At 69.5% G+C, this 19,601-nt stretch carries 16 protein-coding genes; 9 read left to right on the top strand and 7 right to left on the bottom strand.

The window, feature by feature from the left end; all coding sequences use genetic code 11:
* Window positions 1-363: 363 nt before the first annotated feature.
* Both WMF22_RS08300 and WMF22_RS08295 read left to right on the top strand, forming a co-directional pair.
* Window positions 364-1,494 carry an alpha/beta hydrolase family protein gene (locus WMF22_RS08300; RefSeq protein WP_438035399.1) on the top strand — a complete coding sequence of 377 codons (1,131 nt, stop codon included), beginning with the start codon at window positions 364-366 and terminating at the stop codon, window positions 1,492-1,494.
* A 491-nt stretch (window positions 1,495-1,985) separates the two neighbouring features.
* Window positions 1,986-2,636 (top strand): glutathione S-transferase family protein, encoded by a 651-nt coding sequence (locus WMF22_RS08295; protein WP_438035398.1) that lies wholly within the window; start codon window positions 1,986-1,988, stop codon window positions 2,634-2,636.
* Between the two features lie 406 nt (window positions 2,637-3,042).
* On the opposite strand, the gene WMF22_RS08290 is transcribed toward WMF22_RS08295, so the two are convergent.
* Window positions 3,043-3,438 carry a hypothetical protein gene (locus WMF22_RS08290; RefSeq protein ID WP_438035397.1) on the bottom strand — a complete coding sequence of 132 codons (396 nt, stop codon included), beginning with the start codon at window positions 3,436-3,438 and terminating at the stop codon, window positions 3,043-3,045.
* Window positions 3,439-4,484: 1,046 nt separating this feature from the next.
* On the opposite strand from WMF22_RS08290, the gene WMF22_RS08285 reads away from it, so the two are divergent.
* The gene (locus WMF22_RS08285) at window positions 4,485-6,287 is read left to right on the top strand and encodes a carbohydrate binding domain-containing protein (RefSeq protein WP_438035396.1); all 1,803 of its coding nucleotides are present in this window, start codon (window positions 4,485-4,487) and stop codon (window positions 6,285-6,287) included.
* 32 nt (window positions 6,288-6,319) lie between these two features.
* On the opposite strand, the gene WMF22_RS08280 is transcribed toward WMF22_RS08285, so the two are convergent.
* Entirely contained in the window at window positions 6,320-6,583 is a 264-nt protein-coding gene (locus tag WMF22_RS08280; protein WP_437298569.1) for a hypothetical protein, read from the bottom strand.
* A gap of 147 nt (window positions 6,584-6,730) precedes the next feature.
* Complete coding sequence (locus WMF22_RS08275; RefSeq protein ID WP_438035395.1) at window positions 6,731-8,071, bottom strand: hypothetical protein; 1,341 nt, start codon at window positions 8,069-8,071, stop codon at window positions 6,731-6,733.
* Between the two features lie 279 nt (window positions 8,072-8,350).
* Here WMF22_RS08275 and WMF22_RS08270 point away from each other — a divergent pair, with 279 nt between their 5' ends.
* Together WMF22_RS08270 and WMF22_RS08265 are read left to right on the top strand one after the other, a co-directional pair.
* The gene (locus tag WMF22_RS08270) at window positions 8,351-8,518 is read left to right on the top strand and encodes a hypothetical protein (RefSeq protein ID WP_437298567.1); all 168 of its coding nucleotides are present in this window, start codon (window positions 8,351-8,353) and stop codon (window positions 8,516-8,518) included.
* A gap of 287 nt (window positions 8,519-8,805) precedes the next feature.
* Window positions 8,806-9,315: an RICIN domain-containing protein gene (locus tag WMF22_RS08265; RefSeq protein ID WP_437298566.1), complete on the top strand. Its 510-nt coding sequence runs from the start codon at window positions 8,806-8,808 to the stop codon at window positions 9,313-9,315.
* Between the two features lie 165 nt (window positions 9,316-9,480).
* Here the strand turns inward: WMF22_RS08265 and WMF22_RS08260 are convergent, their stop codons facing one another.
* Window positions 9,481-10,176 (bottom strand): hypothetical protein, encoded by a 696-nt coding sequence (locus tag WMF22_RS08260; protein WP_438035394.1) that lies wholly within the window; start codon window positions 10,174-10,176, stop codon window positions 9,481-9,483.
* 498 nt (window positions 10,177-10,674) lie between these two features.
* Here WMF22_RS08260 and WMF22_RS08255 point away from each other — a divergent pair, with 498 nt between their 5' ends.
* Together WMF22_RS08255 and WMF22_RS08250 are read left to right on the top strand one after the other, a co-directional pair.
* Window positions 10,675-11,355, top strand: a complete 681-nt coding sequence (locus WMF22_RS08255) for a PAN domain-containing protein (protein ID WP_437298564.1) — start codon at window positions 10,675-10,677, stop codon at window positions 11,353-11,355.
* 223 nt (window positions 11,356-11,578) lie between these two features.
* Window positions 11,579-11,815 carry a hypothetical protein gene (locus WMF22_RS08250; protein WP_437298563.1) on the top strand — a complete coding sequence of 79 codons (237 nt, stop codon included), beginning with the start codon at window positions 11,579-11,581 and terminating at the stop codon, window positions 11,813-11,815.
* Between the two features lie 168 nt (window positions 11,816-11,983).
* On the opposite strand, the gene WMF22_RS08245 is transcribed toward WMF22_RS08250, so the two are convergent.
* Window positions 11,984-12,877, bottom strand: a complete 894-nt coding sequence (locus WMF22_RS08245; protein WP_438035393.1) for a hypothetical protein — start codon at window positions 12,875-12,877, stop codon at window positions 11,984-11,986.
* 608 nt (window positions 12,878-13,485) lie between these two features.
* Here WMF22_RS08245 and WMF22_RS08240 point away from each other — a divergent pair.
* Window positions 13,486-14,595, top strand: a complete 1,110-nt coding sequence (locus WMF22_RS08240; RefSeq protein WP_437298561.1) for a DUF4419 domain-containing protein — start codon at window positions 13,486-13,488, stop codon at window positions 14,593-14,595.
* A 61-nt stretch (window positions 14,596-14,656) separates the two neighbouring features.
* Window positions 14,657-15,547, top strand: a complete 891-nt coding sequence (locus WMF22_RS08235; protein WP_437298560.1) for a HEAT repeat domain-containing protein — start codon at window positions 14,657-14,659, stop codon at window positions 15,545-15,547.
* On the opposite strand, the gene WMF22_RS08230 is transcribed toward WMF22_RS08235, so the two are convergent.
* Together WMF22_RS08230 and WMF22_RS08225 are read right to left on the bottom strand one after the other, a co-directional pair.
* Window positions 15,544-17,055, bottom strand: a complete 1,512-nt coding sequence (locus WMF22_RS08230) for a serine/threonine-protein kinase (RefSeq protein ID WP_438035392.1) — start codon at window positions 17,053-17,055, stop codon at window positions 15,544-15,546. The genes WMF22_RS08235 and WMF22_RS08230 overlap by 4 nt on opposite strands.
* Window positions 17,052-19,451 carry a FecR domain-containing protein gene (locus WMF22_RS08225; protein ID WP_438035391.1) on the bottom strand — a complete coding sequence of 800 codons (2,400 nt, stop codon included), beginning with the start codon at window positions 19,449-19,451 and terminating at the stop codon, window positions 17,052-17,054. The genes WMF22_RS08230 and WMF22_RS08225 overlap by 4 nt, the downstream gene beginning before the upstream one ends.
* Window positions 19,452-19,601: the final 150 nt, after the last annotated feature.

The following is a 19,601-nucleotide window of genomic DNA, read 5'->3' as shown; positions in this document are numbered from 1 at the left end:
TCCAGCCGCGTCCTCCCGCGGGATCGAGGACAGCCGCAGGCCGGTCGATTGGAATTGACATCCGGAATGTGAACGTTCACGTTCCTCCTCGAGGGGCATCCTTTTGCTTTGCCGATCGATGACGTGCCGCCAGCGTCCGTTGGGCGCCTGAAGACCCGTGACCACGTGCCCCGCCAGCACCGCGCCGGGCCGGGCGCTGCCCCATCCGAGCTGCGATAAAGATTCATAGCGTGGGTCGAGTCGAGGGCGACGCCTCGGGGCACACCAGGCGGCCAGCGACTCGAATCGCGGAGAGACGCGAGTGAAGTCCATTTCTTCGATCGCTCGAGGGAATACGGTATTGTTATGAAGAACAAATCTAGTTTGGCTTTCACCTTGGCCGCGCTGGGCATGATCGCCGGCGCTTGCGGCGGCTCCGATGGCGACGGCGACCCTGGGGGGAGCGGCGGGGCCCCGGCGGGCGCAGGAGCGAGCGTGAGCGGCTCGGGCGGCGAGCAGGCGAGCACCACCGGCGGGCCCCTGCCTTCGGGCTCGAGCAGCTCGCAGAGCACGGCCGGAGGGTCCGACCCCTCCGGCTCGGGCACGGGCGGAGGAGCGCCTGCCGGCGGCGGCGGCGGCGGCGGGGAGATGACGGGCGGGAACGGCGGCTCGGGCGGCGACGGCGGCGGCTTCACCGGCACGTGCACCGAGTCACGACCGGCCGGTGGAAGCCGGTCGGGGAGCGGCCCTCACAAGGTGGTCGTCGAGACGAATTCGGACCCGGGCATCAACCAGGGCACCATCTTTCGCCCGGAGGATCTCGGTGGGAACGCCAAGTATCCGATCTTCGTCTGGGGGCAGGGCGCATGTTCGCGAGACGGGCTCGCGACGGAGGCGGCCATGGTCGAGATTGCCTCGCATGGCTACTTCGTGGTGGCGGACGGGACACCGGGAGGCAAGGAGCCCAACCGCGACCTCGGGGGCGGCGGCGACGTGCTGCTCGCCTACGTCGACTGGGTGATCGCCGAGAACGAGAAGCCTTGCAGCGCCTACTACCGGAAGATCGAGACCACGAAGGTCGCCGCGAACGGCTTCTCCTGCGGCGGCTTGATGGCGGCGGGGACCGCCGCAGATCCCAGGATGACGACCTGGGGACACACGAGCAGCGGCTCTTTCTCGGTGAATCAGGCCTTTTACAAGTCGATCCACACCCCCGTGTTGATCGTCACCGGCACCGCGGACAGCCTGGGCGCGCACGAGAACGGCGCGAGAGACTACGAGAACATCGCCGCCCGGGGTGACATCCCGGTCATGATGTTCGCCAAGGTCGGCGCGGACCACGGGGGCGACCTGTGGGCTCGCAACGGCGGCGAGTTCACCCAGGTCAACCTGGCGTGGCTCAACTGGTGGCTCAAGGGCGACGAATCGGCCACCGGCAAGGGCATGCTCGTCGGCGCGAGCTGCCGCTTCTGCACCGACAGGAGCTGGCAGATCTCTTCCGCCAATCTGCCCTGAGCGGCGGCTCAGGATCAGCGCACCGGCGGGATCGCGCCGGCGACGTCCTCACGATACCTTCTCGCTCAGAAGCGCAGGCCCAGATCGAGCGCTGCCGTCGCGTAGGCGTTGCTCTCGTCGACGGGCTCGGAAAACTGCGCAGAGCTGCCACCCGGCAGATCGTCGACGCGGGCCGCGAGCTGGAGGGCGTAGCCGGCGCCCGCGCAGCCCGACCCCCTGGCTGAAAGCGAACGACCGCCCCTCCTCGAGGAACGACGCGCGGCTCAGCCGCAGCGAGTCCAAGTCGGCGCCCGCAGGTCTCGGCGCGTTCGGGAAGGAGGTCGCTTTTCTCCGCCAACGACCGGCAGTTGACACGACGCACAAAAAGTACGATCCACGGATCCGCCTTCAAAAAAACCAACAGATCCAACGAGCTCACTCGACCGTGTAACATTTCTCACATCCTGTTGAGGATTATTCCCAGCCGACCGAACCAGGAGAGGCTTGCTGCGATGAGCGAACTGATCATCTGGACCTACGACTGGGTGCCTGAAGGCCCTCGTGGTTTTGTGCGCGATCTGAGGCTGAGATGGGCGTGTGAGGAAGCCGACCTCATCTACGTGGTCAAGACGATCCCGTTCGATGGTCGCGAGACCAATCATCTCGAGCGCCAGCCGTTTGGCCAAGCTCCGTTCCTGAACGACGGAGAGCTGGAGATATTCGAGAGCGGCGCGGGGCTGCTGCACCTGGCCCGGAAGAGCGACAAGCTGTTGCCGCCCGATCCGGCCGGAGAGGCGGAAACATTGCAATGGACGATCGCCGCGCTCAACTCGATCGAGATGGTCACCGTACCGTGGTGGTTCCTGAAAATATGCGGCGATGAGGACAATCAACTCGCCGGATGGATGGGCAAGCGCCTCGACCAGCTCGAGAAGGTACTGAGCGAGCGAGAGTGGCTCGCGGCCGGCCGCTTCACCGTCGCAGACCTGCTGATGGCGGATGTGCTACGGGTCCCGAAGGTCCGCGCTTTCGGCGATCGGCCGGCGACCGAGGCCTATGTGACCCGTGTGACGGATCGCCCCTCATTCAAGAAAGCCCAGGCCGACCAGATTCGTCTCTTCGAAGCGGCCGACGAGAAGAGAACAGAAAAAGGGGCAAACTGACGAGCGGCTTGGCCTCCGTCATTCGCGCACCGCGCTCGAGCCGTTCGCGCTCGTTCGTGTGAACGAGCTGAGCTCCCGGGTCGCCGCGTCTTCGACGCCTGCTCTCCGTGTTCACGGAGACCAAGCCCCGCGCCGACGAGCGCCGGCTCGACGGCACCCCGATCTTGGAGACCGCCATCGCGCCGATCCACATCGAGCGCGGCGGTCTCGCGCTGAATGCACGTCATCACCGCTCGCAGGGCGTCCATCGCTTCGTCATCGGCCTCGTGAGGAGTGAAGCAGTACAAAGCGGCGCGGCGAGGGTGACTAGCGCCCCCGCGCACCGCCCGCGCGATCTTGCGAGACAGCGCGTCCGGCGCGACCGGATAACGCGCCACGCCCGCGGCGCACGCCGCCACGAGCGCGTTCATCCGGTCCGGGGAGAGCCCGGACGGCCGTCCGGCCAGGCCTGCGCCCGCTCCGCCCGGTCGCCGTGCGGCGCGTCCGCCTTGCGCGCGGGCAGCCGCCGCGCCTCGGCCTCCCGCGACATCGCCTCGTCGAGCCGCGACCGCGCCGCCGCGGCGCTCTCCGGGCGCTTCTCCGGCAGCTTCGCCAGGAGATCCAGCCGGAGCCGCTCCAGGAGCGGCGGGACCGGCGGAGCCCCGGGCGGCCGGCGCAGCGGCGGCGGGATCGAGAACATGCGCATCGCCATGAGCTCCACCGCAGGGAGACCGACGAACGGCGGCCCTCCCTGCAACAGCGCCGTGAGGATGCAGCCGCACGCGTACAGATCGGTGCTCGGCCCGCCGCGAGCGAGCGGCACTGCTCCGGGCTCGTGTCCTCCGGCGTGCCCGCGACCATGTCCTTCGATCTCTCCGTCGAATCGCGCTGGGAGGCGGGCAAGTCGGCCCGTTTGGGCCATGTGTACCTGATCGAGAATGGGACGCTGCTCGGCGAAGTCGGCGCCTGTTGAGCCCAATCTGCCGTGCGCGCGTCCGTCGTTCACCCACCGAAGCGGCCTGCGGCGTGCAAGGGCAGCGCAAGCGGCGCTCGGCCGGCGCGTCGCCGCTCCCACGCCAGGCGAGCTCGCCTCGATCGGCGCATGCCTTCGTTCATCACGCCGCGCGGGCCGTGAACGCGAGTTGACCAATGTCCAATCGAGGCGCTCGCAGCACCCCCGACGAGCCTGTCACACGCTCGGCGCAAACGGGCCTCTCTTTACAACTCTTCACAATTGAACTCAAGATTCAGACGATGAATTTTTGTTCGCCAGAGCTTGACGGCCGCGCTCGCATCGAACACTTTTCCGCCTGCATCGAGGCTGGCGCGGCTTGGATCGGTCGCCACCGGCCTCGGGGCGCGGCTCGTTCTGGGCCGCGTCTGGCGGGAGGTTTGCTTAGGAGGCTGGAGCGACCCGTCGAGCTGCGAGGCGCGCTCGCGTCAGTGCGACAAGGAAGAGCAGGAGTACCTGCGGCTGTCTCCGCCCGTTGCGTCCACAATCGTCAACTCGAGCCCGACGCAGCCGCGTTACGTGTCGACTTCGCCCTAGAAGCGCCGGCCGCTCAGCGGCGGAGGCCGAGGCTCCGCCCGCGGGGTGAGCGCGCGTGATGGCCGGCGTGAAGCGAGGGCGCGCGGGGCTCGAGGGCCCGGCGGCGTCGTCTTTCCGTCATCAGCACGAGAGGGACGTGCGCTCGGGAGGGTTCGGCTTGCAGGATCGGCCTTGTTTATTCTCATCCCCGTCGGTGCGACGCGGCGATTGACGGATGTAGTGATGGATAGGATCGACGCAGCTCGGAGCCGCGATACACGCTTCCCGTGTGCGCGAGCCCTGAGCCGGCGCTTCCTCGTTTCAAAGGAGAAGGTTGGTTCATGATGTTGGTTTCCAAGAAGATTAAGTTTAGAAGCCTCGCTGGCGTGCTCGCTGGTTGTGTCGGTCTGGTCGCCGCTCAGGCGTCGGCAGGCGTGGTCGTGGGTAAGCCCACCCCGCACGGCAACACTGCGTACCCCGAAGCCGGGACAACCATGGCACGGGCAGGGACCTTCACCCTGGTCGGCGCGCTTCAAGAGCACGTGAAGATCAGCGGCGAGGCAGAGCCGACGTTCCCCAGCACGATGCAGGGCGCCGTCTACTTGATGAACGGGACGAGCACCACGCCCGAGCGCGTTTACCAGTTCCCGGGGGTCGCCCAGTTCAACCTCCAGGCCGGGAGCCAGCTCGCCATCTCGAATCGCTTCCTTGCATTCGCGACGCGAGGCACGGATTCCGACTCTCCGCAAGCGAACTCCGTGTTCATCGCCCGGAACAACAACGGCTCATGGGCGGAGTGCCCCCTGGTCAGCGGTCAGCGAAATTGCAACGACGCGGTACGCGAGAACGGACAAAACATCAGCCGCGCGCTCACCCGCATCCCGCTCACGTACCCCGCGAACGTCAGCTTCAAAGACATCGCGCTCGCCCTGTCCGACGACTACCTCGTGATCGGCTACAAGCGACAGAGCGTGCTCGAGATATACCGCTACAACACCTCGAACGACACGTGGGTCCTTGAGCTTTCGCTCGACGAGCCGGACGAGCGCTTCACCGGCGCTGCGGTTGCGATCGACGGCGACCTGGTCGCGGTCGGATCGCCGTGGTCTGAGGGTGGCACCGCCGGGGCCGAGCTCGGCTCGGTCCGCATCTTCCGTAGGAATGCCAGCGACAGCACCTGGAGCTCCGTGGCCATCACGAGCGGCTATTTCTCGACCGGCGCCTTCGGCCGAAGTCTCGCCATGGCTTCCGGAAACTTGGCCGTCACGTCCGGCGTGACATTTCCCGTCAACGGCGTTACGCCGCAGCAGCACCTCTCGTTTTACCGTGTGGCGGCCGACGGTGCGATCTCTGCGCGCCAATCTCTAGAAACCGCCTACCCTCACGTGCACTTGGCGCTTCACGGCGACACGTTGGCCAGTACGGTCAGCGGTGGAGACGAGGGCCTTTCGCTCTACAAGCGCGCTGCCGCGTCGGGGCAGTGGGCCTACGAAGCCGGTCTGATTCGCGACTTCTACAAAAGCGTCAACAGCTCCGGCGTCGGGTACGGCGGCATCGACCCCATCGGCCTCGTCGGTGATGACCTGGTGCTCGGCTGGCGCGCCTTCTCGGGCCTGCTGGGCGGCGTGATCCACGAGAAGGCCAGCCTAATCGACGCTTGCCGAGATCCTCTCAACCTCGTGAATAATTGTTCTTTCGATAATGTGACCAACACCGCGCTCGCGGGAACCCAGAGCAGCAGCGGCTGGCAGGTCCTCAACTGGAACGGTGCCTCGGCATGGGCGGACTTCAACGGACGCCAGATGCGCATCAACGTGCAGCAGCCCGGCTCCGACATGTGGCACATCCAGGCTCGCACCACGGTCAACTTGCCGCAGGCGGGACGCTACCTGCTGACATTCCGCGCCAAGGCGGACGACGTGCGCACTTTCGTGGTGAACCTGGGGCGCAACGGCAACGGCGACAACAACTGGGCGAGCTACGGTCGCGTGACCGCGGCGGCGGGCCCCGAATGGGTCATCTACTCGTTCGAGCTCCCGAACGTCCCGCAGGATTCCGCAGCGTTCCTCGACTTCAACCTCGGTAACGCAGGGACCGCGGCCGTCACCGTGGATAGCGTGAAGCTCGTCCGTCAGACGCAGTAAACACGTCGCGCAAGTCGCAGAAGAGGGGCTAGCTAGCGCCCCCGGCGCGCCACCCGCGCGATCGTGCGAGACAGCGCGTCCGGCGCGACCGGATAACGCGCCACGTCCGCGACGCCCGCCGCCACGAGCGCGTTCATCCGGTCCGAGGAGAGCCCGGCCGCGCACACGACGGCGCGCACGCCGGGCGCCGCGCGGCCGAGCGCCTCCAGCAGCGCGCACGCGCCCTCCACGTCGGCGCCGGCGTCGATCACCGCCACCCCGAGCCCCGCCTCGAGCAGCGCGGCGGCGTCCGGCACCTCGGCGAGGTGGATCCCCTGCGCGTCGAGCCCGATCTCACACGCCTCGCTGAGCCCCTGCCCCGCCGGCGCGAGCCGGAGCAGCGCGACGGTGCGCTCAGTAGAAGGGCGTTATTCGCGCGTCGCTGCTCGCCGGCCCGACGCCGCTCAAGGACACGCGTCGTTGTCCGAGTAGGGCGTCTCCTGCGCGAGATAGAGGCTGACGTCGGCGTCAGCCGACGAATAGCCGTCCATGTTCTCTCCGAAGGCGTGGAAGAGAAAAAACGTCTCGCCGCCTCCGCTGTGCACTTTCCCGCTCTCGATGGCCGCGTCGACGTCGAGGATCAGCTCCGCCCTGCTGGCGTCGCCGCCGATGCACGAGCCCTTCGGCCCAGGTACGCAGTCGTATTCGGGCGCCGACAGTCCGCCCGCGAGCGGCGTCGTGCTGGGATCGTCGCTCCCGGGCGCGGCCTGCACCTGGACCATGCGCACCTTGCCGGACCAGCGAAGGCGAACGATGTCACCTCGGTTGACCCCGACGTTGTATTCGTACTGGAAGCCGTCGCGGTCGTTGTAGAAGTCGACGACGCGGCATGCCTGGCCCTTGCTCTTGTCGATCGCGCAGCAGCTCCCCTTCGCACCGACGATCGGAGAGCTTCGCGTGCGGAGCAAGTACTGCATGTTGACCCCGGTGGGGCTCGGGTTTCCGGTCTTGCTCGGACAGTCGGCGTGGTTGTACGCGCACTCGTCCGAAATGTGGATCATGCCAGGGCGCCAGTCGGTCGTGTCGATCATGTGCTCGCCGAGCGACGACGAGCCGTTCGAGCACAGATAGTTCGGACCTCCGGTGCAATTGCGCTTCGCTCCGCTCGTGACACCGCCCGGACCGAAGAGCGTGTCCTGAGTGACGTCGTGAACCTGGACGACGCTGTGGTATCCGGTCCAGCGGAAGAGGACGAGATCGCCTTGCTGCGCCGCGAAGGTCGGATCGACCCAGTCGTGGTGCGGCTCGGTCTGGAAGTTGTTGACCTCGTGGATGGTGCAGTCCTCGCGGCCCGCGTACGAGGCGTATCGCCCACCGTAGGCAGCGACGTCGGAGAGCGTGCTGCAAGGCTTTGGATCGAAGTGGTTCTGTCCAAACTCGGGCTCGGTGAGGGACACCGCCGTGACGCCACCGCCACCCGCGCCGTCCTTGAAGTAGTAGAGGCCGGGCCGATAGCCACAAGCGAATCCGCCGACGTTCCAGTCGAACGTCCCGTCGTTCGTCGGCGCGCCGCTGTCGATCCTCCGACCGAGGCTCGCATCGATCGGCGTGCCGTCCCAGTCGGCGACCTGGACGACGCTGTGCGTGCCGCTCCACCTGAAGCGCAGCGTCTGACCCGGCTCGATCGTGTGCCCTGTGTTCGATGCAGCCGGCCAGGCGAGCTCCTTCACCTCGCCGGCCGGGTTGTCCTGCGATGAACAAGGGTTGGTGCCTTCGTCGAAGGGGACACCGGCATCGTCGTTCATCCCTCCGGCCCCCGAGCCGCCGTTTTCCCCTCGTCCACCCGAGCCGCCATGGTCCCCTCCGCCACCCGGGCCACCGTTCCCCTGCCCTCCGCCGGCGCTGCTTCCGCCGCTGGTCGAGCTACAGGCGTTGACGATGAGACCGATGGTCAGTGCGGTCCAGAGTGCGAGGGTTCGACGCTTCGGCATCATGCCTCCAACGATAGCGATGAGCGCCCTCCCATCGCAATACGTGCCGGCCTCGCGCTCCGCGTCGCCGCGCGTCACCTCGCGCGCGGCGGCATGCTCCTGCGCTTCCCGGCGGAGCGCATCGAGCCGGATCCGCGCCTCGTGCCCGCAGGCGGGAGCGCGCTGCACGCGTGGATGCCGGGCTTCGACGCGCTCATCGGCCCGCGTCGCGCGCTCGCCCGTCCTCGAGGCCCTGGACAGGGCCAGCTCGTGTCGGAGTGAGGCTGTCCTGGCAGGCGAGGGCACGCTACCTCGTCGAGCTTTCGGCGCGTCGTTCTTGGAAATATTTACAGAGAAGCGAGGGGTTCCTGCGGGTCCCCCAGCTCCCATCCTTGTGGTTATTGGCGCCGAGAAAGCACGGCCTGCCACTACCAATCCAGCTGCAGCTACGCGGCCACACCTGCAGATGAGCCGCGCGGCGCCTCTTCCGGAAGTCTGAAGTCCGCTTTATGAGACCGCGAAGAGAGCTCTGCCTGCACCTGTTCACCAGCTCTCTCTGAGGAGGTCCCATGCAGTTCCTCGTGTACCGCTCGGCGGGCATAGCCGCTGCCAGTATCGCCTTCTTGTTCGCGTCTCACGGCCTGGCCCGACCTGTGCCGCGCAGGCCAGTCCAGGCGATCTCCGTGAGCAGCAGCCTGTGCCTGGATGTCCCGGGTTTTAACACGAATCCTGGCACCACTCTTCAGCAGTGGGGATGCAATGGCGGCGGCAACCAGCGGTTCTCGCTCGTACGCGCCGGCGGCGGCAATTACAATATTGTCGCCACGCACAGCGGCCTGTGCCTGGATATCCCGGGCTTCAGCACGAGCTTCGGGACGACCATCCAGCAGTGGGGATGCAACGGCGGCCGCAACCAACGGTTCTCGCTGGTACGCGCGGGCGGCGACAGTTATTTCATCGTTTCCGAGAGCAGCGGCCTGTGCCTGGATGTCCCGGGCTTCAGCACGAGCTTCGGGGCAACCATCCAGCAGTGGGGATGCAACGGCGGCGACAACCAACGATTTCGATTTGTCCCGTGATCCCTCAGGATCGATGCGGCTGCGCGCCGTGGGCTGGCGCGACGGGCATACCCTCGCCGGTCTTTTCGACTGGTGACGCCAACTTTGCCTGTGCCACGTAACCGCGGCCACGAGAGCAAGCGGCCCATCACCACTTTGTCACAGCCGGAGGGACCGGAGCCGGTGCTAGCGCCCCCGGCGCACCACCCGCGCGATCTTGCGAGACAGCGCGTCCGGCGCGACCGGATAACGCGCCACGTCCGCGGCGCCCGCCGCGACGAGCGCGTTCATCCGGTCCGAGGAGAGCCCGGACGCGCACACGACGGCGCGCACGCCGGGCGCCGCGCGGCCCAGCGCCTCGAGCAGCGCGCACGCGCCCTCCACGTCGGCGCCGGCGTCGATCACCGCCACGCCGAGCCCCGCATCGAGCAGCGCGGCGGCGTCCGGCACCTCGGCGAGGTGGAACCCCTGCGCGTCGAGCCCGATCTCGCACGCCTCGCTGAGCCCCTGCCCCGCCGGCGCGAGCCGGAGCAGCGCGACCGTGCGCTCCGGCACGGGCGCGAGCTGCGCTGTCTCGCCGTCCGGCCAGGCCTGCGCCCGCTCCGCCCGGTCGCCGTGCGGCGCGCCCGCCTTGCGCGCGGGCAGCCGCCGCGCCTCGGCCTCCCGCGACATCGCCTCGTCGAGCCGCCACCGCGCCGCCGCGGCGCTCTCCGGGCGCTTCTCGGGCAGCTTCGCCAGGAGATCCAGCCGGAGCCGCTCCAGGAGCGGTGGGACCGGCGGAGCCCCGGGCGGCCGGCGCAGCGGCGGCGGGATCGAGAACATGTGCATCGCCATGAGCTCCACCTGCGGGAGGCCGACGAACGGCGGCATTCGCGCCGCCATCGGGGATCCGCGCCGTCCTGATCACCGCCGAGGTGGTGGCGCAGGACGGCACGCTGACAAGCAAGACCCGGCAGGGGCGCCTGGCGCGCAGGTAGGCGGGGCGGCCGTGTCGTTCGTTGGCGCTATCGAAGGGGCCGCGTTCGCTCCGCAGCCTGCGGGGCGTGCGTTACCTCGTCACGACCGGCGGCACAGAGCGCCTGCCGGCACGACCTACACGGTCCCCGGAGGCCTGCCCCTCACCGTGAACAGCTTCGCCGCGCAGGGATATACGGCCAACATCACCGTCCAATATTGACCACCCCGCCACGACTTGCCCGGCTCGGGCGCTGTCTGTGATCGCGTCGCGGCCGCGAGGGACGCTATCGATGGAAGCCATCCGGTCGTTCCCGCCAGGAGGAAGCCCGCCCGTTGCGGAGGAGAAAGCGGCGGCGTAGGATGGCCCCGACAGCTCACGCACGGACCGACGCGTGTTCTGCAGCGGGAGTGAAGGAGGGCGCCATGAAACGAGTGGCTTTTTCATTGATGTTCAGCGTATTGATCGCGACCACATCTGGGGCAGACGCCGACGAATATCTTGCTTCAAACGAGTACATGTTCCCTGGACAGCGCCTGACTGCGCCGAGCTGCTACTACCACGTCGACATGCAGTCGGACGGGAACCTCGTGATCTACGGTGGTCAAGGCACCTCGTACCCAATATGGGCCACCAACACGGTGGGCTGGGGGGGCTACGTTGTCATGCAGCCGGACGGAAACCTGGTCATGTACGACTGGAGCGACGCGCCTGTCTGGTCGACGGACACCTGGGGATACAACTATTCATCCTACGCAATACAGAACGACGGCAACTCCGTCGTCTACTCCAGCACCGGCTACCCGCTGTGGGACTCTGACACGTACGGCGAGAGCCTCGGACAGAGCCCCTGCTCCACGCGTTCGGTAAGCACGCAGCTCGAGCTTGGTTGGGACAGGCCTGGCGGCGACTACATCGGATACTACCTCAACGAGCCACGCGCGAGCCACTGTGCTTATTTCTGCTCGCAAGACTCGCAGTGCAAAGCATTTACCTACGTCCCACCTGGCGTGCAGGGGACGACGGCCGTCTGCTGGCTCAAGTCCAGCGTGCCGGGTGCATCCTACAACGCTGGCATGGTATCAGGCAGGATCCTTCGGGATTGACGCGCGACGTGCTCTCACAGGGCTCGGTGTTTCGCGAAGCAATGTGCGCTCCAAGCCCTTCACCGCGGAGGTGGTGCAGGATGAACAAGATCGAGGTGGCTGGCAATGGTGTGATGAATGTGAAGCCAGACCTGGAAGATTTGAAAAACGCGCACTTCGGTCCTCTCCGATGATCACATAGGCGAAGCGGCCCTCGGCGACGATCCCGCGAGGCGGCAGCTCTATGGAGCAGACGGTGCTCACCTCGCCGCCCGCCTTCGGGACCCCGCAGATCCTGCGCATGTCCGGATCGATCCAGAGCACGTGGGAGGCGCTCACGGCGATGGTGGGCCCCGTGAGCGCGCGCGACGACAGCTTGGTCGGCACGCTCGCCAGCACCTCCCTCGCGCCCCCCGCCTGCGGCATCCGGACGAGCACCGGATCTGGGGCGGCGTCGGTCTTCGCGTACTCCACCCAGTAGAGGTGGACGGCATCGCTGAGCAGCGCCGCCACGCACGCCGACAGCGAGGCCAGGAACATCGGACCGCCACCCGAAGGCCGCGCCCTCACCAGCTGCGTCGGAGACCAACCGCTATAGGGCGAATCCGCAAAGAGCTCGGGCGTCTCGCGCGCGACAGCCCAGAACGCCTCACCTCCCGTGGTCACGAGATGGCAAAGCTCCTTCTGCTGGCTCGCTATCACGGACGGGGCGAGCGCCCCTCTGCGGTCCACGCGCACCACCATGGACCATTGCCAGCCGCTCCACATTCTCCTCGATGCCGACCCGGCGGGTGGCCTGGAGTAGCCGCTCCCAGAGCGCGTCCGGCACCGCGGCCAGCTCGCTCTTGCGATCCGACAGCGTCGAGAAGTACCGTGCCGCGCCAAGGAGCGTTGCCTCGGCCACCGGCTCGCGCCGCTCCAGCGCGCGAAGCACGGTACCGCTTTCTACCCGGAGGAGGAGCTCGCCGGGGATCGACTCATAAGACGAGTATGCCGACCATGTCGAGGAGGAGTGTGCGAACCACGTCAAGAGGACCACCGCCCGCTCCTCCGCGGATGGGTACGCCGCAGCGAGCGCCTCCATGGCCTGACCGTAGGCGGGGTCGTCGCCATTGTGCGGAAGGAAACCCCTCCCGAAGAGCGACGGGTCAAGACCGGCGGGAGCGGCCTCGACCCACGCGCGGTAGACACGTTCGGCTTCCTGCTGCTCCCTCTCCTGTTGTTCGAACTTGTGAAGCGGGCCCGAGGCGCCCCGCTCGGCCATCCAGCGGAGCAGCGCCGGGCCGTCGAGCAGCAACGCGTCGGAGTTCCAGCGCTCGAACCGGATAGAGAGGCCATGGTGGAAAGTGATCGTCCCCAGGAGCCCTGCCTCTCCGTGAAGCTCGATGCGGATGTCCCCGTCGCAATCGCAGAAGAATGTTCTCTGATGCTCTTGGATGCGCAGCCGATCCCGGATGGTCGCGACCTCTGCGCGCTCGAGATCGAGCAGGACGATCTGCTCCAGCCACACGTCACAGTCCGGGTCGAGCGTCTGAATTTCCACCCAGCGTTCCTCGATGATCCTGACCCGGCGCGTCTCGCCGAACAGGGCGTCAAGCGCGGCCTGGCTGGGAGCTTCTAGCGAGGGAGGGGTCGATGTCATGGGGGCAATGGACGCTCAAGGGGCTAAGAAATCCAATTGCGATACGAAAGTCAAGCGCCTCGTAGCGGTCGTCCCACCGTACAGCCACGCTGCATGCGCTGGTTGACATAGGACACGTTACGCGACCCACCTCGCTCCTGCGCAAACCAAGCTGAATCAGCAAGAGATCCGAGCCACGTGAGGTGAAGGGAGACATCGAACCACCTCTGAGTTTGTGCCAATTGACTGCGCAGACCGCGTCCCATCGCTCCAGGGCGCGGCCGACGCGCTCCGGGAGCTTCCAACGTGAAGCCGAGAATCGCGGGGCGTCCGGCGAGTCGTGTCAGATTTGGCAACAGAATTTACTATATTGAGCGCGGGCGATGCAGGACAGCGGCTCACACCGCCACCGACGAAGTGAAGATAGGTGGGCGGGGTCGCCGCCTGGTCGGACGGGATGGGGCGAGCTTACCGCAGCGGAGGTGCAGCTCGCGACCCAGGGAGGGGCAGCATCTGATATCTTGACGAGCATGCGCACCATCGCGGTATCCGACGTTCCCCCTCCAGAGCGGCCCCTCCGGCCCGTGTCGCTCGCCGCGTCGCTCTGGCTGCAGTGCAAGCTGACGGCCGAGGCGCACGGCAGCAACCTCGGGCACCTCGTCTACGGTCCTCAGATCCTCGAGCACGCATTCCTCCAGGCCGTGCATGCTGCGTTCGACCACCATTACCCGCTCGTGCTGTCGCCGGACGATATCTGGCTGTGCATCGCGCAGGGCTTCGGGGTGCACGTGAACCTGCACGCCGAGGAGCTCCGGAGGCGGTTCGTGCGGCACGAGGGCCAAAAGACGCTCTCGATCCAGCGCCCCGCCTTCGTGAAGGGGTCGCCCGACAACGACTGGCCCGGCTGCTTCGCCGAGTTCTCGGACTACATCGCGGAGCACGTGGGCAAGGCGCGCGACCTCGTGGTCGCGTCCTTCTCTACCACAGGCCCCGTCGAGCGGGCAGCCTCCGAGGTCGTGCTGATGAGCGCCATGCAGCGCTATTTCAGATACGAGGTCGTAACCTGGTGCGGCATTCCCGAGATCACGCTGCTCGGGACGCCGGAGGACTGGCGTGCGATCCGGCGCCGGGCTGAGGTGCTCGCGGAATACGGGCTCACGACCTGGATGCGGGGGCTCCTGCCGGTGGTCGACGAATTCGTCGCGGTTGCGTCCGGCGGGGCCGTGAACCGGGGTTTCTGGGCGTCGTTCTACAAGCATCGCAGCACGTCCGGCGACTCTTCCGTGACGGGCTGGATCAATGCACTGTTTCCGTACCTAGAGCACGAGGGGATCCCGCGATGGAACCCGGGCGTCGCGAGCTGGGGCACCAAGTCGCAGGTGGGCGCGTTCCCCAAGGGCCTGTCGCTCGCGCCTTTCACGTGGCAATACCTGGGTAAACCGATCCCGATGGAGCTGCTCGGCGGATTCATCGGGATCTCCCAGGACCCGCAGACCTGGGCCGTGCGACCGGCCATCGGCTGGGCGGTGCGGGACACGATCTCCCCTGCTCAACCACCCGTGGAAGCGCAGCAGGTGCTCGCTGCGATCCACGCAGAATTGGAGGCGAGGGATCGAAAGGGGCGGAAAGACGGCTGGTGAAGCGCTTCCCCGCACGCCCAAGCAGCGCTCCCAGCTTGTCGCGGAGCGCACGGAGGGCCCCATGATGACGAAACAAGAGATCCTCGCCGCGCTCGCTCAGCCGCGGGGGGGCTTCGTGGATGGCAAGAGGCTCGCGCAGGACCCGGAAGGCCGCGCGGTGCTCCTCGAGATCGCTCGCGACGCCGGCAGCGCCGAGCGCGTCGCCGCGGCCGATGCCTCGCTCGCGGAGAGGCTTCGCTGTCCCTGGGTCACGCGTCGCGACGAGGAGGCCGGGTGGTCGATCGTGTGGGCCATCAAGGCGCTCGCAGACGAAGGCCTGGCGCCGCCGCCGGTGCTCTTTCGGGCCCTTGGAGATCCGCACCACTACGTCCGCTACGAGGCCGTTTGCGCGTTGCAGTGGCAGATCCCTGTCCATGAGGCGCAGGTGTTCCTGCGCGCGGAGGCGAGGTACGGCAGCTACAAGGCGACGCAGGCCGGCCTGGAAGCGCTCACGACGGCCGAGGACCTCCGCGCGCTCATCGATCCGATGGAGCCGGACGACCTGCAGTTTGCCGTCCAGTTCTTGAGCTTCGAACATTGGAGCGCCCCCTTGCAGCAGGAGGCCTGCCGCCTGCTCCGGGAGCTCCTGCACCACCCGGACGGGCGCGTGCGCGCCTCGGCAGCGCTCACGCACCCGGACGAAGACGATCCGGCCGTGCGCGCCGCTCTCCTGGACGCCCTCCGTGTGCCCGAGCCCTGGATCCGATGGGTGGCCATCGCGCGGCTCGCGCATGATCCCGCGGCGCACCCGCTCATCCGGGCAGCCTTGCGAGATCCAGATCCGCGGCTCCGCCTGGCGGCGTCAGATTCCTTCGCAGGCGTCGACGAGCCGACGACCCGCGAGATCCTCGGGGATGCCGGCGGCGATCCACCGGATCCCAACCGTAGCCGTGGATGGAGTGACCGGACCTAGCGCCCCCGGCGCACCACCCGCGCGATCTTGCGAGACAGCGCGTCCGGCGCGACCGGATAACGCGCCACGTCCGCGGCGCCCGCCGCGACGAGCGCGTTCATCCGGTCCGAGGAGAGCCCGGACGCGCACACGACGGTGCGCACGCCGGGCGCCGCGCGGCCCAGCGCCTCGAGCAGCGCGCACGCGCCCTCCACGTCGGCGCCGGCGTCGATCACCGCCACGCCGAGCCCCGCATCGAGCAGCGCGGCGGCGTCCGGCACCTCGGCGAGGTGGATCCCCTGCGCGTCGAGCCCGATCTCGCACGCCTCGCTGAGCCCCTGCCCCGCCGGCGCGAGCCGGAGCAGCGCGACCGTGCGCTCCGGCACGGGCGCGAGCTGCGCTGTCTCGCCGTCCGGCCAGGCCTGCGCCCGCTCCGCCCGGTCGCCGTGCGGCGCGCCCGCCTTGCGCGCGGGCAGCCGCCGCGCCTCGGCCTCCCGCGACATCGCCTCGTCGAGCCGCCACCGCGCCGCCGCGGCGCTCTCCGGGCGCTTCTCGGGCAGCTTCGCCAGGAGATCCAGCCGGAGCCGCTCCAGGAGCGGTGGGACCGGCGGAGCCCCGGGCGGCCGGCGCAGCGGCGGCGGGATCGAGAACATGTGCATCGCCATGAGCTCCACCGCGGGGAGGCCGACGAACGGCGGCGTTCCCTGTAGCAGCGCCGTGAGGATGCAGCCGCACGCGTACAGATCGGTGCTCGGGCCCACCGCGAGCGAGCGGCACTGCTCCGGGCTCATGTACTCCGGCGTGCCCGCGACCATGTCCTTCGAGGTGAGCGTCGGCCCGGCGTCGAGCGGGTCGTCGAGGTGCGCCAGGCCGAAGTCGACGACCTTGGCGACGCGCTCGCCGTCCTGCTCGGCGAGCAGCACGTTCTCCGGCTTGAGGTCGCGGTGGACGATGCCGCTCGCGTGCGCGGCGCCCACGCCGTCGAGGATGTCCGCGAACAGGGCCGCGACCTCCGCGAGCGGCAGCAGCTCGCGCGACGCCCGGAGCAGCGCGCCGAGCGACTGCCCCTTGAGCAGCTCCATCACGAGGTAGATCGAGCCGTCGCCGTCGTCCTCGTCGCCCCCGAGGTCGAGCACCTTGACCACGTTCCGGTGCACGAGCCGCGACGCGGCGCGCGCCTCGCGGAAGAACCTCCGCCGGCTCTCCGGGAGGATCGCGACGTGCGGGTGCATCGTCTTCACCGCGACCGGAACGCCGAGGAGCACGTGCTCCGCCTCGTAGACCTCCCCCATCCCGCCCGCGCCGAGCAGCCGCACGAGGTTGTACTTCCCGCCGAGGACCCGCCCGGCGCGCGTCCGCTGCGCCGCGCCCGCGCCGGGCTCGTCCGAGGGGAGCGTCTCCGCGGCCGCGAAGCGGTCGGCGCGCGGTCGAGGCGCGGGCGCCCGCCCGTCCGGCGCCCGCTGGCCCTTCAGCACGGTGCGGTCGGGGTCGCCGTCCGGCGGCGGGCGCTCGCCGTCGCCCGCGCTCACGGCGACGCCTCGCGGAAGCCCACCGCGATCTGCGCCGTCACCGGGCCCTCGCCCTCGTCGCGCCACGGGCTCGCCCGCAACGACAGCGCCCCGAAGAGCGCGCCGCCCGCCTCCACGCCCGCCGACAGCCCGCCGAGCACGTCGTCCGCCCTGACCTCCCGGTGGACGAGGTGCAGATCCAGCGCGCCGTGCAGCCGGAGCCACGGCGCCGGATCCACCGTCGCCCCCATCAGCAGGAAGCCCTGCACGTCCGGCGTGGCCGGCTCGCCGCCCGCCGCCGCGCCGTCGCCCGCCGCCGCGCCGTCGCCCCCCGCCGCGCCGTCGCCCGCCCCCACCGCCGCGCCGTCGCCCGAGGCGCGGATGCGGGCCCCGACATCGGCCACCCACGTGAGCCGGCCCGCGGCGCCGCCGAACGCGATCCCGGGCTCGATGCGGAGCGGCGGGCTCCCGTCGGCCATGGGCACGCCCAGGCGGAGCGTGGGGCCGAGCTCGAGCTCCGAGCGCCCGAGGCGCAGGACGCGCGCGCGCGCGCCGAACCAGCCGGTGCTGCCCGCGCCCGCGCCATCCCCCTCGCCGGCCGGGTTCGAGCGGAGCGCGACGTCGAGGCCCAGCGGGCCGATCGCGCCGCTCGCGCGCACCTGCCCCGCGGCGACCCAGCCGCCCCCGGAGCGCGCCGCGGCCGCGCCGACGGCGGCGACCGAGGGCGGCGTCGGCGCGAGCCAGAGCGCGTCGGCCACCCCGGACATCGGCAGCAGCGGGAGGTACGCGCCCAGCACGGGCGCGGCCGGGGGCGCAGGCGGAGGCGCGGCGCGCGGCGCCTCGGGCGCGGCGGGCAGCTCGGCGTCGCTCGTCCCGATCACGCCGCCGCGGCCGTCGGCGACGTCGAGCCGGACGCGCAGCGGCTCGCCGGGGCGCAGCGCCTCCCGGGGCAGCGGGATCCGCGCCGTCAGGGCGCCGCCGCGATCGCCGCCGGCGAGCGCGACGGAGCGCCCCCCCCCCGGCAGGTGGGCGATGAGCCGCGGCGCCACCCGCCGCGCGACGTCGACCCCGGCGAGCCCCTCGAGCTCGACCCGGGCCTCGATCGCCGGCCCGCCCGGCCCGCCCGGCGCCGGCGTCACCGCGCGCGCGGCCGAGACCGAGACCACCGCGCCCACCTTCGTGTACCGGACCGGGAGCGACGTCGCCGCGTCGGGAACCGCGCTGCCCCGCTCGCGCAGCCGGAGCGCGCGCGGGGCGCGCTGGAGCAGATCGATGCGCTCGGGGACGGGGCCGAACGGGCCGTCGTCGAGCGAGAGCTCGAGCGCGGGAGACGGCGTGAGCTCGATGATCCCGTACGGGTTCGCGGTGATCTCCTGCGCCGCCGGGACGACGCCCCCGGCGGCCCGCGCGGCGACGAGGTGGAACCTGCGCACCGCGCCCACCCCCAGGTACTCCTCGCGATCGACGACCCGGACCCGGAGGAAATAGGCGCCTGCCGGCATCTTCTCCGCGCGGAACGACAGGACGTCCGGCTTCACCTCCTCGCGGGCGATGAGATCGTTGAACTCCGGGTCGCGCGCGATCTCGACGCGGTAGCCGGCCGCGGCCGGCGCCGGCTTCCACGACGCCGACAGGACGCCGAGCCCCTCCGGGGCGAGCGCGATCTGCGCGGCGTCCGCGGTCGTCCACTCGACCGGCGCCGGCAGCGGGCGCGGGCGCGCGGGCGGCGCCTTGGCCACGAACCGGGTGCCGTGGTCCTTCGGGACCACGACGGAGAGGCCGCCCGACGTGACGCCCGCCTTGCCGTCGAACACCGCGACCGTCGTGCGCTCCCCGCGCCGCTGCACCACCGTGTCCCGCGACGACGCGCTCACGCGGCCGCCCCCGCTCGCGGCGACCTCGACCGACTGGCCCCGCAGCGCGGCGAGCGCGGCCTTCACCTCGCCGTCCGCGAGCTCGACGGCCGCGGGCGGCGTCTTCGACACCCGCGCTCGGCTCGCCGTGCCGTAGATGACGACGAGCGTATTCGGCGCGAGGAGCACCCGAGTCCGATCCACAAACTCGATATCTGCCCTGCCCTCATCCAGCGTGTTGACGCTCGAGTTCGTGAGCAGGGGCATCCCCTGAGCCGCGGGCGACCAGGCGCCGCCGGCCGGCCGCGCGCGCACGTCCGGGTGCATCGACCGGAGCTTCGCGTCGGGGATCGACGTCACCTCGGCCGGGAGGACCAGCGTGAGCCCCTCGGCGAGCGTCGTGCCCGGGCCGCACGCGACGCGGTTGTACCGCTGGATCAGCCCTGCATGCCTGGACGAGCCGTAGAGGACCGCCGCGATGTCGTCGCAGGTCTCTCCCGCCTGCACGCCCCATTGAATGACCGCCTCCGGATATCCGGGCGTCGGCTCTCTGGCGCTCGCCACGCCGACGTATCCAGCGTGGATCGCAGCGTGGGTGGCGCAGCCGAGGAGCACCGCGATAGCGACGGACTGGCCATTTGACGGTGCCACGGCAGCGGCACGCTACCGGATCGAGATCGGCGTTGCAAGGGACCAGGCAATAGGATACGAGCA

Source organism: Sorangium sp. So ce204, assembly GCF_051526795.1.
In the GTDB taxonomy this organism is placed as follows: Bacteria; Myxococcota_A; Polyangia; order Polyangiales; family Polyangiaceae; genus Sorangium; species Sorangium cellulosum_B.
Note: the sequence above shows the minus strand (reverse complement) of the source record. Positions and strands in the feature narration are given on the sequence as shown.

What these genes read in the sequence shown, in the direction of transcription:
- WMF22_RS08240 (WP_437298561.1), top strand. Translation starts at nt 13,486, where the DNA reads ATGCGCACCATCGCGGTATCCGACGTTCCCCCTCCAGAGCGGCCCCTC.
- WMF22_RS08250 (WP_437298563.1), top strand. Translation starts at nt 11,579, where the DNA reads ATGGAGCAGACGGTGCTCACCTCGCCGCCCGCCTTCGGGACCCCGCAG.
- WMF22_RS08285 (WP_438035396.1), top strand. Translation starts at nt 4,485, where the DNA reads ATGATGTTGGTTTCCAAGAAGATTAAGTTTAGAAGCCTCGCTGGCGTG.
- WMF22_RS08265 (WP_437298566.1), top strand. Translation starts at nt 8,806, where the DNA reads ATGCAGTTCCTCGTGTACCGCTCGGCGGGCATAGCCGCTGCCAGTATC.
- WMF22_RS08270 (WP_437298567.1), top strand. Translation starts at nt 8,351, where the DNA reads ATGCTCCTGCGCTTCCCGGCGGAGCGCATCGAGCCGGATCCGCGCCTC.
- WMF22_RS08295 (WP_438035398.1), top strand. Translation starts at nt 1,986, where the DNA reads ATGAGCGAACTGATCATCTGGACCTACGACTGGGTGCCTGAAGGCCCT.
- WMF22_RS08255 (WP_437298564.1), top strand. Translation starts at nt 10,675, where the DNA reads ATGAAACGAGTGGCTTTTTCATTGATGTTCAGCGTATTGATCGCGACC.
- WMF22_RS08275 (WP_438035395.1), bottom strand. Translation starts at nt 8,071, where the DNA reads ATGAACGACGATGCCGGTGTCCCCTTCGACGAAGGCACCAACCCTTGT.
- WMF22_RS08260 (WP_438035394.1), bottom strand. Translation starts at nt 10,176, where the DNA reads ATGGCGGCGCGAATGCCGCCGTTCGTCGGCCTCCCGCAGGTGGAGCTC.
- WMF22_RS08235 (WP_437298560.1), top strand. Translation starts at nt 14,657, where the DNA reads ATGATGACGAAACAAGAGATCCTCGCCGCGCTCGCTCAGCCGCGGGGG.